Source organism: Kutzneria chonburiensis (genome assembly GCF_028622115.1).
In the GTDB taxonomy this organism is placed as follows: Bacteria; Actinomycetota; Actinomycetes; order Mycobacteriales; family Pseudonocardiaceae; genus Kutzneria; species Kutzneria chonburiensis.
Genome location: NZ_CP097263.1, coordinates 57,923 through 72,092 on the forward strand (window position 1 = coordinate 57,923; position 14,170 = coordinate 72,092).

4 protein-coding genes are annotated in these 14,170 nt (G+C 68.0%); all 4 read left to right on the forward strand.

Annotated features, from left to right (window positions below; genetic code table 11):
* Positions 1-2: 2 nt before the first annotated feature.
* The 4 genes from M3Q35_RS00365 to M3Q35_RS00380 all read left to right on the forward strand — a co-directional run bounded on the left by M3Q35_RS00365 (position 3) and on the right by M3Q35_RS00380 (position 13,994).
* The gene (locus tag M3Q35_RS00365) at positions 3-6,296 is read left to right on the forward strand and encodes a non-ribosomal peptide synthetase (RefSeq protein WP_273939504.1); all 6,294 of its coding nucleotides are present in this window, start codon (positions 3-5) and stop codon (positions 6,294-6,296) included.
* Positions 6,297-6,401: 105 nt separating this feature from the next.
* Positions 6,402-7,967, forward strand: a complete 1,566-nt coding sequence (locus tag M3Q35_RS00370) for an MFS transporter (RefSeq protein ID WP_273939505.1) — start codon at positions 6,402-6,404, stop codon at positions 7,965-7,967.
* Positions 7,968-8,072: 105 nt separating this feature from the next.
* Entirely contained in the window at positions 8,073-12,713 is a 4,641-nt protein-coding gene (locus tag M3Q35_RS00375; protein ID WP_273939506.1) for a non-ribosomal peptide synthetase, read from the forward strand.
* 57 nt (positions 12,714-12,770) lie between these two features.
* Complete coding sequence (locus tag M3Q35_RS00380) at positions 12,771-13,994, forward strand: MFS transporter (protein WP_273939507.1); 1,224 nt, start codon at positions 12,771-12,773, stop codon at positions 13,992-13,994.
* Positions 13,995-14,170: the final 176 nt, after the last annotated feature.

Sequence of the window (14,170 nt, forward strand, 5' to 3'; positions counted from 1 at the left end):
CCATGGATACGATCGAAATGAACCGAGGCTCCGGGGGAAATATGCTCGGTCAGGATCCGCTCCGCCTGTCGGCGGCTCAGCAACCCATGTGGTTGGCGCAGAAATGGAGGCCGGAGACTCCCAACATCATCTCGGTGTACTGGGATGTCGACGGCTACCTCGATCTTTTCGTTGTTCGCCAGTCATTTCTCGAGGCATTGCGCGAGGTTCGACCGTTTCTGGTGAATTTTCACGAGGACGAGCACGGGCCGTACCAGTTCGTCCGGGACGACGCGGCTGACGACCCGCTGATCGGCGATCTCACCATGGAAGTCGACCCGGTCGCCGCTGCCCACGCGGTGATGGCCGGTGACTGGCCGACCCCACTCGACCTCGCGAAGGACACGCTCTACCGGGTCGGCGCCATCAAGGTCGCGCCGTCTCGCTACTTCGTGTTCGTCTCGATGCACCACCTGATGACCGACGGATACGGCTTCGTGGCCTTCATGCGTCGGGTCGCGGAGGTCTACACCGCGAAGCTCGCCGGGGTGGCGGCCGAACCGGCGGGATTCGGCGAGCCCGGGCAGCTCAACGAGGCTGACCGCGGCTACCAGGAGTCAGCCGAGGCGCGGACGGACCGGGACTTCTGGCGGGAACACCTCGCATCCGCCCCGGCGCCGCTGCGCCTGACCGGCAGCGCCACGTCCGATCGGGTCGGTGTCGAGCGGTATCGGCTGGAGATTTCCGCGGCGGAGCTTGGCCGGTGGCGCGCCGGCGCCGACGAGATCGGACAGCGGTTCCCCGGTTATCTCCTCGCCGGCATGTCGGCGCTGATGTGCCAACTCGGCGGAGCGGACGACTTCGTCGTCCGTTTCACGGTCGCCAACCGGACCAGTTCGACGCGGGCGCAGCCTGGACTGCGCTCGAGTTACGCGCCGCTGCGGGTGTCGGTCCAGCCGGGTCTGCCGTTCGCCATCGCCGCCAAGCAGATCGCCGACCAGGTGCGCGAATCGGTCCGGCACGCGCGGTACCCGACATCGGACCTGATCTCGGACGCCGGCTGGTCGGCGGCCGAGAGTCTGGGGCCCGCCCTCAACGTCATCCCGTTCGCGGAGGCGCTGGACTTCGGCGGCGCGGCCGGATCGTTCGCCGTCGAGTCAGCCGGCGCGGTCGACGACCTGCTGATCACCGCCTATGAGGACGAGCGGCGCGGCACGCTCGTCCTGCATTTCGACGGCGACGCCGAGCGGTACCGCGGCGCGGACCTGGAGGTGCTGGCCGAGCGCTTTCGCGCTGTGATGGGACAAGTGGCCGCCGATCCGACCGTCGCGCTGGGCAGAGTGGATGTCGTCACGGCGGATGAGCGTGAACTCGTGCGGCAGTGGCAGCGGGCCGAGGGACCCGAGCTGTCGGCCAGTGTGCCGGATCTGTTTGCCGCACAAGTGGATCGGTCGCCGGACGCGGTGGCGATCACGTGCGACGGCCTTGAGCTGTCCTACCGAGATCTGGCCGACCGGGTGGATCGGCTGGCTCGGGTGCTGCGTGGTCGTGGCGTCGGTGCGGACACCGTCGTAGCGGTGGCACTGCCGCGGTCCGCGGAGTTGGTCGTCGCGCTGCTGGCGGTGCTGCGAGCCGGCGGCGCCTATCTGCCGGTCGACCCGAGATATCCGAGTCAGCGCTTGGAGTTCGTGCTGGCCGACGGCCGGCCGACCCTGCTCGTCACGGACTCCGCGCTGGCCCCGGACCTGCCGCGGACCTCGCTGCCCTTGCTGCTCGTCGACGAGGAACAGGCCGACGGGGAAGGGACGGACCTGGGGCCGGGTCCCGGCCTGCGCGATCTGGCCTATGTCATCTACACCTCCGGGTCGACCGGCGTGCCGAAGGGCGTCGCCGTCGAACACGCCACCGCCGCGAACTTCGTGCTTCAGGTGGGGGCGCGGATGGGCGTGACACCGGGTGCGCTGATGCTGGCGAGCACGTCGGTGGATTTCGACGTCTCGGTGTTCGAGATCTTCGGGTCACTGTGCACCGGCGGCACGCTCGAGCTGGTTCGGGATGTGCTGGTGCTCGGTGAGCGCGATGGCTGGTCCGGCGGTGTGATCAGTGCGGTGCCTTCGGTGTTCGCCGAGGTCCTGGCTCACGCCGAGGGCCGGATCAGCGCGGACACCATCGTGTTCGCCGGCGAGGCACTGTCGAGCTCGCTGGTGCGCCAGGTCCGCGCCGCGATGCCGAGCGTGACCATCGTCAATGGTTACGGGCCAACGGAAACCTTCTACTGCACAAGTCAGGTCCTCGACCCGGCGGACACCGATCCGCGTTCAGTGCCGATCGGGGTGCCGTTGGGCAATGAGCGGGTGTATGTGTTGGGGCCGGGTCTGGTGCCGGTGCCGGTTGGTGTGGTTGGTGAGTTGTACGTTGGTGGGGCTGGTGTTGCCCGTGGCTATCGTGGCCGTTTCGACTTGACGGCGTCGAGGTTCGTGGCGGATCCGTTCGGGCCGTCCGGTAGTCGGATGTACCGGACGGGTGATCTCGTTCGGTGGGAGTCTGACGGACTGCTGCGATATGTCGGACGTATCGACAGCCAGGTGAAGATCCGGGGCTTCCGGATCGAGCCCGGCGAGGTCGAGTCAGCCCTGTCGACCCACCCACAGGTCGCCCAGGCCGTCGTGGTCGTGTGGAGTCGCGGCGGTTCGAGTCCGCAGTTGGTGGCGTATGTGGTTGCTGCTGACGGCTGCTCGGTCGATGGGGGAGAGCTGCGTCGCTTCGTGGGCGGCCGGCTGCCGGAGTACATGGTTCCCGGCGCCGTCATGGTGCTTGACCGGTTGCCGTTGAACGCCAATGGGAAGTTGGATCGGCGGGCGTTGCCCGAGCCGGAGTTCACGCAGGCGCGGTTCAGGGCGGCGCGGACTGCGGAGGAGCAGGTGCTGGCCGAGGCGTTCGCCGAGGTGTTGGGGGTCGAGCGCGTCGGCATCGACGACGACTTCTTCGACCTCGGCGGTCAGTCTCTGTTGGCCGCACGGATGATCGCCAGGATCCGGGCGGTGATGGGTGTCGAGGTGCCGATCAGGGTGATCTTCGAGGCACCTACCGTCGCCGGGCTCGTCGATCGGCTGGACCGGCTGTCGAAGGTCCGCCCCGCGTTGGTCGCGCGCCCGCGTGTGGACACGGTCCCGTTGTCGTCCGCGCAGCGTCGACTGTGGTTCCTGGCGCGTTTACAGGGATCGTCGGTGACCTACAACATACCGTTGGTGCTGCGGCTGTCCGGTCGCCTCGACACGGCAGCGCTGCGGTCCGCGTTGTCGGATGTCGTTGCGCGGCAAGAGACTCTGCGCACTCTGATCGGCGAGAGCGTCCAGGGCGATCCGGTCCAGCGCATTGTCCCGGCCGGCGACGCCGCCGTTGCGTTCCACGACGTCGACCTGTCGCCGGGCGAGCTCGACGCGGCGATCGAGACCCGCGGACGGCACCGGTTCGACCTGACGACCGAGATCCCGGTGCGGGCATGGCTGTTTCGCTGCTCGGACAACGAGTACACGCTTCTCGTGCTGGTGCACCACATCGCCGCCGACGGGTGGTCGATCGCGCCGCTCGTGCGCGATCTGTCGGTTGCGTATGCGGCTCGGCTGGCGGGTGGCGTCCCGCAGTGGTCGCCGTTGCCCGTGCGCTACGCCGACTACACCCTGTGGCAGCAGGAGTTGCTGGCTTCGCGAGGTATGCTCACACCGCAGTTCGAGTACTGGCGCGGAGAGCTCGCTGGCCTGCCTCAGCCGATGCAGCTACCACTGGACCGCCCGCGGCCGCAGGTCTTCTCCTACCGCGGCGATGTCGTCTGGTTCGCTATCGACTCCGACCAGCTGCCGATGATCGAGGAGCTGGCCCGACGACGTGGTGCGACGTTGGCGATGGTGTGGCAGGCGGTGCTCGCCGTGGTGCTGTTCCAGGTCGGCGCCGGTGACGACATCGCCATCGGCTTTCCCGTCGCCGGCCGGACGGACGACTCGCTGACCGATCTCGTAGGGTTGTTCGTCAACAACCTGGTGCTGCGGGTCGACCTGTCGGACAACCCGTCCTTCGCCCAGCTGCTGGACCGGGTGCGCGGCAAGGCGCTGGCGGCGTACGACAACCAGGACGCACCGTTCGAGCGTCTCGTGGAACTGCTCAACCCGGAGCGGTCCACCGCCTACGCGCCGCTGTTCCAGGTGTTGTTGGCCTGGCACAACACCGCGCCGGTGCGACTGGATCTGCCCGAGCTGGACGGCACGGTCGAGTGGACAGCTGCCGGATCGGCGCGGTTCGATCTGGCCTTCGATCTCCTGGAGGCCATGGATTCCGACGGAAACCGTGCGGTCAAGGGCCGGGTGGAATTCGCGACGGACCTGTTCGAGCGCAAGACCGTCGAACGGCTGGCGGAGCGCTTCTGTTCGGTGGTGCGGCAGGTGATCGCGGACCAGGACCGGCCGGTACGCCGGCTCGACGCACTGCTGCCGGCGGAACAGGCACTCCTGCGGAGCTGGAGCGAGTCGCCGGTGGAGGCGCCGGCGACGACGCTGGCGGATCTTTTCGCCGCGCAGGTTGATCGGTCACCGCACGGGGTGGCGATGGCGTGCGATGGCGTGGAACTGACCTACCGGGAACTGGCCGACCGAGTCGATCGGTTGGCCCGGGTGCTGCGCGGTCGGGGCGTCGGGGCGGAGTCCGTTGTGGCGGTTGCCCTACCGAGAACGACGGAGTTGATCGTCGCGCTGTTGGCCGTGCTCCGGGCCGGTGGCGCGTACCTGCCGCTGGACCCGAGGAATCCGAGCCAGCGACTGGAGTTCGTGCTGGCCGACGCCCAACCGACGCTGCTCATCACCGACGCCGCGACACGGGAGAAGCTCCCGCCGGCGCTGCCGCCCACACTCCTCGTCCACGACGTGAGCGGGCACCGCGTCGAAGGCGAGCTCGATGCCGGCCCCACGGCGAAGAATCTGGCCTATGTCATCTACACGTCCGGATCGACCGGCAAGCCCAAGGGAGTCGCCGTCGAGCACGCCAACGCGGTCCAGTTCGTCACCCAGGCCGCACCCCGGCTGGGAGTGCACCCCGGGACGCGGATGCTGGCCAGCACGTCGGCGAGTTTCGACGTCTCGGTGTTGGAGATCTTCGGGACGTTGTGCACCGGTGGCACACTGGAGCTGGTTCGGGACGCGCTGGTGCTCGGTGAGCGCGGTGGCTGGTCCGGCGGTGTGATCAGTGCGGTGCCTTCGGTGTTCGCGGAGGTGCTCGACAGCGTCACCGGCTCGGTCACCGCCGACACGATCATCTTCATCGGTGAGGCTTTGCCCACCTCACTGGTGCGGCGGGTGCAGGTGGCGCTGCCGGGCACCAGGATCGTGAACGGATACGGTCCGACCGAAACCGCGGTCGCGTCGACGGAACACACCCTGACAGCGGCGCTCGACTCCGAATCATGGGGCGCCACCGACGTTTCCATGCCGATCGGGGTGCCGTTGGGCAATGAGCGGGTGTATGTGTTGGGGCCGGGTTTGGTGCCGGTGCCGGTTGGTGTGGTTGGTGAGTTGTACGTTGGTGGGGCTGGTGTTGCCCGTGGCTATCGTGGCCGTTTCGACTTGACGGCGTCGAGGTTCGTGGCGGATCCGTTCGGGCCGTGTGGTGGTCGGATGTACCGGACGGGTGATCTGGTGCGGTGGGGTGCCGACGGGCTGCTGCGGTTTGTGGGGCGTGTGGACGATCAGGTGAAGATCCGGGGCTTCCGGATCGAGCCTGGTGAGGTTGAGTCGGTGCTGTTGTCGCATGCGGACGTTGTTCAGGCTGCCGTGGTCGCGTGGAGTCGCGAGGGGTCGAGTCCGCGGTTGGTGGCGTATGTGGTTGTTGCCGACGGTTGCTCAGTTGATGGGGGAGAGTTGCGTCGGTTGGTGGCCAGCCGGTTGCCGGAGTACATGGTGCCGGCCGCGGTGGTGATGCTTGACCGGTTGCCGTTGAACGCCAATGGGAAGTTGGATCGGCGGGCGTTGCCCGAGCCGGAGTTCACGCAGGCCCAATTCAGGGCGGCTGGGACTGCGGAGGAGCAGGTGCTGGTCGAGGTGTTCGCCGAGGTGTTGGGGGTTGAGCGTGTCGGTGTCGACGACGACTTCTTCGACCGCGGTGGCCAATCCCTGTTGGCGGCAAGGCTGATCGCCAGGATCCGGGCGGTGATGGGTGTCGAGGTGCCGATCAGGGTGATCTTCGAAGCACCCACCGTTGCCCTGCTGGCGCAGCGCTGGCATCGCATGGCCACATCCACACGCCCCCAGCTCCGACGCATGACCGGCCGGTGACCGCCTGGGCAAGAGGTTCGTGTCGATCCACTCGACGCCCGGCCTGTGTCTGATTCGTCGCAGCGCAGGCGTTTGAGCACGAGAGAACCCGAGAGAAAGACGGCCATGAGCAAAGTCGCCACCTCCGTTCGATCGCCCGCGTGGATCCTCGTGGTCCTGTGCGTGTGTGTGCTCGTGATCAACATGGACGCCATGATCGTGAACGTGGCGCTGCCGAGTCTGGTGGACCAGCTGCACGCCACCACCCGTGACCTGCAATGGGTCGTCGATGCCTACAGCCTGGCCTTCGCGGCGCTGGTCATCGCCGCGGGAAGCCTCAGCGACCGGTTCGGCCGGCGGGAGGCGCTGGTGTTCGGCCTCGGCCTGTTCACCGTGTCCTCCGGGCTGGGCGCGTTCAGCGGCTCGACCTTCGAGCTGATCCTGGCGCGTGCGGTGATGGGCATCGGATCGGCCTTCATCTATCCGGCGACGCTGTCCATCCTGACGACGGTCTTCGTCGAGCGGAAGGCGCGGGCGACCGCGATCGGGATCTGGGGCGCCGTCTCCGGTCTCGGCATCGTCCTCGGCCCGCTCGTCGGCGGCGTCCTGCTCCAGCAGTTCTGGTGGGGCAGCATCCTCCTCGTGATGGCGCCGATCGGCCTGGTGGCCCTGGTGCTGACCGCGCTTGTCGTACCCACGTCCCGAAACCCGGAGACCCCTGCCCTCGACAAGAGCGGACTCGTGCTGTCGTGCCTGGCCGTCGGCGCCCTGGTGTACACCATCATCGAGGCCCCGCGACTGGGCTGGGCGAGCAGCGCGACCGTCATCGGCTTCGTGGTGACCGCCGTGTTCTTCGCCGCCCTGGTCGTGCGCGAACTCAAGGCCCGGACGCCGATGGTCGACCTCGCCCTGTTCCGGGACACGCGGTTCTCGGCGGCGTGCGGATCGATGACCGTCGCGTTCTTCACGCTCTACGGGCTGATCTTCCTCATCACGCAGTACATGCAGTTCCTGAAGCTCTACTCGCCGATGCAGACCGGACTGCGGTTCATCCCGGTCGCGGTCGGGATGGTGATCGGCTCGACACTCGGCGGCCGTCTGGCGGTCCGGTGGGGTTCCCGGGTCGTGGTCACCGGCGGGCTGGCCATCCTGACCGTCGTGTACGCCTGGTTCACCGTGGAGACCGGTGACACGAGCTACCTGGTCCTGGCCCCTCAGCTGGTTCTCATCGGGTTGGGGCTGGGTGTGGTCGGCGTGCCGGCGACCGACGCGATCATGCGCGTCGTGCCGCCGGCCAAGGCCAGTGTCGGATCGGCGCTCAACGACGCCACCCGGCTGTTCGGCGGGACGCTCGGTATCGCGATCGTCGGCAGTCTCTTCCAGTCGCTGTACGCGAACGGACTGGCCACGTCGATGTCCTCGGCGCTGCTGCCCGGTTCTCTGGCCAAGGCCCAGGATTCGATGGGCAACTCGCTGTCCGAGGCCGCGCAGTACATCCACAGTGGACAGTCTGGAGTGGCACAGAGCTTGATTCAGAACGCTCGGTCGAGCTTTCTCGACGGCTTCCATGCCTCGTGCTGGACCATTGCCGCCATCTCGGCGGTGATGGTCGTCGCCGCGTGGTTCTGGCTGCCGGCGGAGAAGCCGGAACCGGCGGCGACGGAACCGGAGCAGTCGGTGGCGAGCGCCTGACCGGACGGGTTTCACCCGGCCGAGTTTCGCCGGTGTCACGGCGAACCCCGGCCGGCGAGCGCGGATGCGCCGCGTGGCAGACAGGTCGGAGTGGGGGGAAAACTTGTGGTTCCGTTGTCGTTCGCGCAACGCCGACTGTGGTTCATGCACCAATTCGAGGGTGCGTCGACGACGTACAACATCCCGCTGACCGTCACCCTGTCCGGGCAGTTGGACGTGGCGGCGTTGCAGTACGCGGTGCGTGATGTCGTGGACCGGCACGAGAGTCTGCGGACCATGATCGTGCAGGACGAGCGGGGCGACTCGGTGCAGCGGGTGTGCCCGCTTTCCGAGCTGCCGTCGGCACTTCTTCCAGTTGTGGAGGTGGCCTCCGACGGCGTGGCCGCCGCGCTCGCGGACGTGGTCGGGCACCGGTTCGACCTGAGTACGAAGATCCCGTTGCGGGCTGCTCTGCTGCGGCGCTCGAGCACCGAGCACGTGCTGGTCGTCGTGCTGCACCACATCGCGGGTGACGGGTGGTCGATGCGGCCCCTGATCCGCGATCTGTCGATGGCTTATGCCGCGCGGTGCACGGGGCGGGAGCCGGCGTGGGAACCCTTGCCGGTGCAGTATTCGGACTACACGCTGTGGCAGCGCGAGCTTCTGGGAGACGAGGGCGACCCGAACAGCGTCATCGCGACACAGCTGGAGTACTGGCGCGCGGAGCTGGCGGACCTGCCTCAGCCGATGCGATTGCCGACGGATCGGCCACGGCCGGCGGTGGCGACCCGGCGGGGCGAGGTGGTGCGGTTCACGATCGACGGGCAGCTGCTTGACGCGGTCGAGGGGCTGGCCCGCCGCGAACACGTCACGGTGTCGATGGTGATGCAGACGGCCCTCGTGGTGCTGCTGTCCCATCTCGGCGCCGGCGCCGACATCGCCGTGGGATCACCGATCGCGGGACGGACCGACGAGGCACTGACCGAGCTGGTGGGATTCTTCGTCAACACGTGGGTTCTGCGGGTGGCGGTGTCGCCGGAGGACGCTTTCGTCGAGGTGCTGCAACGGGTTCGGGACAAGGCGCTGGCCGCATACGCGAATCAGGACGCTCCCTTCGAACGACTGGTCGAGCTGCTGAATCCGGCGCGTTCGGTGGCCCATCACCCGTTGTTCCAGGTGATGTTCGCCTGGCACAACAACGAGTTGCCGGTGCTGGACCTGCCAGGGGTGCGCGGCGCCATCGACCTGGCCGAGACGGGGACCGCCAAATTCGATCTGGACTTCAGCCTGGTCGAGGTCGAGCAGTTGCCCGGTGCGTCGCGACGCGGGGTGCGGGCCAGTGTCGAATACGCGACGGACCTCTTCGACCGCGGCACGGTCGAGGCGATCGCGGCCCGGTTCAACGAGGTTCTCCGGGAAGCTGTCGCGGATCCGGCGAAGGCCGTCGGTCGTGTGAACGTCCTGTTGCCGGCCGAGTGGGACCAGTTGGCCGGCTGGGGCCGGGCAGGCACTGCGCTGACGCGTCGGCCCGAGGCGACGCTGGATCGGCTGTTCGCCGAGCAGGTGCGTCGGTCACCGGACGCGGTGGCGGTGTCGTGCGGTGCCACGAAGCTGACGTATCGGGAGCTGGACGCGCGTGCTTCACGGCTGGCCGGAGTGCTCGTGCGGTGGGGGGTCGGCGCGGAAGACGTGGTGGCGGTGGCCCTTCCCCGATCCACGGACCTGGTTGTCGCGTTGCTGGCGGTGTTGAAGGCCGGCGGTGCGTGTCTTCCGGTCGACACGTACTACGCGAGTGCGCGGCTGGAAGGCATTCTTCGGGAGGCCGGGCCGGCCTTGGTGATCGCCGACCGTGAACTGCCGGTGTCCGGGCAGCCGTGCCTGTTGATCGAGGACGCGGAGCTGTCGGCCGCTGACACGTGCGAGCCGATTGCGGTCGACGTGCATCCGGACAACCTCGCGTATCTGATCCACACCTCGGGGTCGACCGGGACACCGAAGGGGGTCGCGCTCACTCACGCCGGCATCGTTTCCCTGTTCGACGGCATCGCGTCGTCGCACCGGTACGGCGGCGACGACGTGTGGGCGCTCTGTCATTCGGTCGCGTTCGACTTCGCCATCTGGGAGATGTTCGGGGCGCTGCTGCACGGCGGCGAACTCGTGGTCATCCCGTGGCCCGTCGTCCTCGATCCGATCCAGTTGTGGAAGCAGGTCGTCGAGGCTCGAGTCACCGTGCTCAGCCAAACCCCGTCCGCGTTCTACGAACTGGCACGGTCGGTGGACGAGGCGGTGATCCGGGACTCCGCGGTCAGGGAGATCGTCTTCGGCGGTGAGGCCCTGGATCCCGGCCGGTTCGGCGGGTGGACACCGGCCTCGGGCATCCGCATGGTCAACGGCTACGGACCGACGGAGACGTCGATCTTCGTCAGCTGGCACCGGCTCGACGGCCGTGAAAGTGCGTCGTCGATGCCGATCGGGGTGCCGTTGGGCAATGGCCGGGTGTATGTGTTGGGGCCGGGTTTGGTGCCGGTGCCGGTTGGTGTGGTTGGTGAGTTGTACGTTGGTGGGGCTGGTGTTGCTCGCGGGTATCGGGGTCGCGGTGGTGTGACGGCGTCGAGGTTCGTGGCGGATCCGTTCGGGCCGTCCGGTAGTCGGATGTACCGGACGGGTGATCTTGTTCGCTGGGGGTCTGACGGGCTGCTGCGGTACGTCGGACGCGTCGACAGTCAGGTGAAGATCCGGGGTTTCCGGATCGAGCCCGGTGAGGTCGAGTCGGTGCTCTTGTCCCACTTTGCAGTTGCCCAGGCCGCAGTGGTCGCTTGGCATCGCGAAGGGTCGGATCCGCAGTTGGTGGCGTATGTCGTTGCTGCTGAGGGTGGTTCGGTCGATGTGGCGGAGCTGCGTCGGTTTGTGGCGGGCCGGCTGCCGGAGTACATGGTTCCCGGCGCCGTCATGGTGCTTGACCGGTTGCCGTTGAACGCCAATGGGAAGTTGGATCGGCGGGCGTTGCCCGAGCCGGAGTTCACGCAGGCGCGGTTCAGGGCGGCGGGGACTGCGGAGGAGCAGGTGTTGGCCGAGGTGTTCGCCGAGGTGTTGGGGGTTGAGCGTGTCGGTGTCGACGACAACTTCTTCGACCTCGGCGGCGACAGCATCGCGTCCATGCGGGTGGTGTCGCGTGCGAAGGCGCTCGGGGTGACCGTCAGTCCACGCCAACTGTTCGAGCACCGGAACATCGCGAGCCTCGTCGAGGCGCGGGCTTCGAGTACGCCGCTCGACCCACCCGGCACGCCGGCCGAGCCGACAGACGATCCGACCGGTCCTATCCCGCTGCTGCCGGTGGCTCGGTCGATGTTCGATTCCGGCTCACACCCGCGGTTTGCCCAGTGGCTGACCTTCGAACTACCCGCCCGTACCGACGAGAGGACACTTCGGCACACCATCGACGCGGTGGTTGCCCGGCACGAACTGCTCCGCTCCCGACTGGTGTCGGATGGCCCGGCGGCGCAACGGGGACTGCTGCCCGTCGGAGCGGACGCGGTGCCACTGGACCAGTTGATCAACCGGGCGGCCGGCCCCTGGGAAGACGTGCGTGCCGGCGAACTCGCGTCGGCGCTGGGACGCCTTGCCCCGGAAGACGGCGTCATGGTGCAGTTCGTATGGTTCACCACGGAGGATTCCGAGCCGGACCGTGTCCTGGTCGTCGCCCACCATTTGGTGATCGATAGCGTTTCCTGGCGGATTCTCGCGGAGGACTTCGCGACAGTGTCGGCCCAGGTGTCACCGGGGGTGGCGGCGGCGTCGACACCGTCGGGACGTTCGATGCGTCTATGGGCGGCGGCGTTGCGGGCCGATGCGCACAGCGCTTCGCGTGCCGGTGAACTGCCGATGTGGATCGAGACGCTGACGGGCCCGGATCCGCTGTTCGGTCCGCGTCGACGTGACCCACGAACCGATTTCTGCCGGGACACCGTGGAACTGGAGGTTCAGCTGTCCGCGCCGGTGACCGAGGCCGTCGTGACGACGCTGCCCAAGGTTCTGGCGGGAGGTCCTGCGGACGGCTTGCTGGCGGCGCTCGTTCTGGCGACAGCGCGGTTGCGTCGGGCGCACGGAGTCGCCGCCGAATCGCTCCTGGTGCAGCTCTCCGGGCACGGGCGGGACCAGGGCCCGGCCACGGGCGTTGATGTGTCGCGAACCGTCGGGTGGCTGGCCAAGGCCTATCCGGCTCGGCTGGACCTCGCGGGCATCGACCTGACGGAAGCCCTTGAGGTCGTCAAGGCCGTCGGGCGTCAGCTGCGCGCTGTCCCGGACGGGGGAATCGGATACGGTCTGCTGCGGTACTTCAACGAGGAAACCGCCGTGGACCTGAAGAAGTTCCATGGCCCGCAGGTCGGATTCAACTACCTGGGCCGGTTCGTCGCCGGCGCGCGGTCCGGTCGAGCGCGGGGAGGATCCTGGATCGCCCTGACCGAGAGCCTCGCCGGGCAGCGGGATCCGGACATGCCGATACCGCTCGCGCTGGACATCAACGCGTTGGTCGTCGACACGCGCGGTGGACCGGTGTTGAACGCCTCGTTCGGGTTCCACCCGAAGGTCATTCCACACGATGTCGTCAGCGAGCTGATGGAGATGTGGAACATCGAGGTGGCGATGCTGGCGCGCTCTGTGTCGAGAACCGCGCCGCCGGTCCTGACCGGGACCAGTTGCGAGAACACCTCGGTTACCGCGGGAGGTGGTGATACGGTCGAACGCGGTCGTCGTTCCACAACGTAGCAACCACGCTTGCCGTGCGGGCAACGAGATGCCGCCATACCTCGAAGGGCCGCCCCGATGACCCGCAGCGTCTGGACGACCGTCGTCCTGCTGTTCGCCGCCTATGCGGTCGACTTCATCGACCGCCTCGTCATCAGCAACGCGCTGCCGCAGATCGGCACGGACCTCCACCTCGACCACGCCGATCGCGGGCTGGTGGTGTCGGTGTTCTTCGTGGCCTACGCCGTGGTGCAGGTGCCGGGAGGGCTGCTCGCCGACCGGTTCGGCGCATGGCGGATCTGTGTCTTCGCCATGCTCGCCTGGTCGGTCTGCGCCGGACTCACCGCGCTGGCCTGGTCTCTCGGTGCGCTGGTGGTGATCCGCTGTGTGTTCGGTGTCGCGCAGGGGACGTTTCCGGCCGCCGCGGTCAAGGCGCTGGCCGAGCGCAGTCCGCCCGGACTGCGGACCACCGCCAACAGTTGGGTCAACTCGGCGAATGCCGGCGGCGTGCTGCTGGCCGGCCTGATCGCCGCGTGGCTGCTCCCGACCGTCGGGTGGCGTGGCCTGTTCCTCGCGATCTCCGGCCTCGGTCTCCTGGTGGCACTGGCCTGGACGCGATGGATGCCTCGTCCGTCGTCGCCGGCCCTGATGGAGAGCGTCGGCGTCGCGCCGTCACCGTGGACGCTCATCCGCGCCCCGGCGATCATCGGCTGCGCCGCCATCTCGTTCGGATACAACACGGTGGCGTGGGGGCTCACCACGTGGATTCCCAGCTACCTGGAGGAGCGACGCGGGGTGGACGTCGGTTCCGCCGCCCTGCTGATGACGCTGCCGACCCTGGTGGCCGCGGTGACCATCGTGCTCGGTGGGCGCCTCGCGGACCGTCTCGGCGGCCGGCCGCGGGTGATTGTGTTGCCTGCCATGGTTTTCGTCGGCGTCCTTGAGTTGCTGCTGCCGGCGATGACGTCGGTCGCGCAGTTCATCGGGCTGCTGACGGTGCTGTATGCCGTGCTGGGGCTCTGTTCGATGGCCTCGTTGTCGGTTCCGTTGCGCGCCTTGCCCGCCGCGTCGCTCGGCGTGGCGGCCGGCGTGATCATGATTGGCGCACAGGCGGCCGGCATCGTCGTCCCGTACCTGTTCGGCCTGGTCGTCGACCACTGGTCCTACGACGCCGGGTTCGTCATGCTCGGACTCGGCCCGGCGGTCGCCATCGTCGCCGCAGTTCTCGTGCCGCAGAACGCCGAGGCGTTCCGAGCGGCGCTGCGGATATCGGCCGTCGAGGTCTCGACCACAACACGATGAGGCGATAGCATCCTTACCGTGGGAGTGGTATCGGCGTGAACCTCCCGACATTCGTGTGTGTCCGTTGCCCGGAGGTTCGACCGCGGAATCTCCGCGAGCGAACAGCCTTGCGTCCGCCCGATGTGATGCCGCGTGCCCGTCGTAGGTCGCTCTCTGTGCGGTGTCCTACGCACGGG

What these genes read in the sequence shown, in the direction of transcription:
- M3Q35_RS00370 (WP_273939505.1), top strand. Translation starts at nt 6,402, where the DNA reads ATGAGCAAAGTCGCCACCTCCGTTCGATCGCCCGCGTGGATCCTCGTG.
- M3Q35_RS00365 (WP_273939504.1), top strand. Translation starts at nt 3, where the DNA reads ATGGATACGATCGAAATGAACCGAGGCTCCGGGGGAAATATGCTCGGT.
- M3Q35_RS00380 (WP_273939507.1), top strand. Translation starts at nt 12,771, where the DNA reads ATGACCCGCAGCGTCTGGACGACCGTCGTCCTGCTGTTCGCCGCCTAT.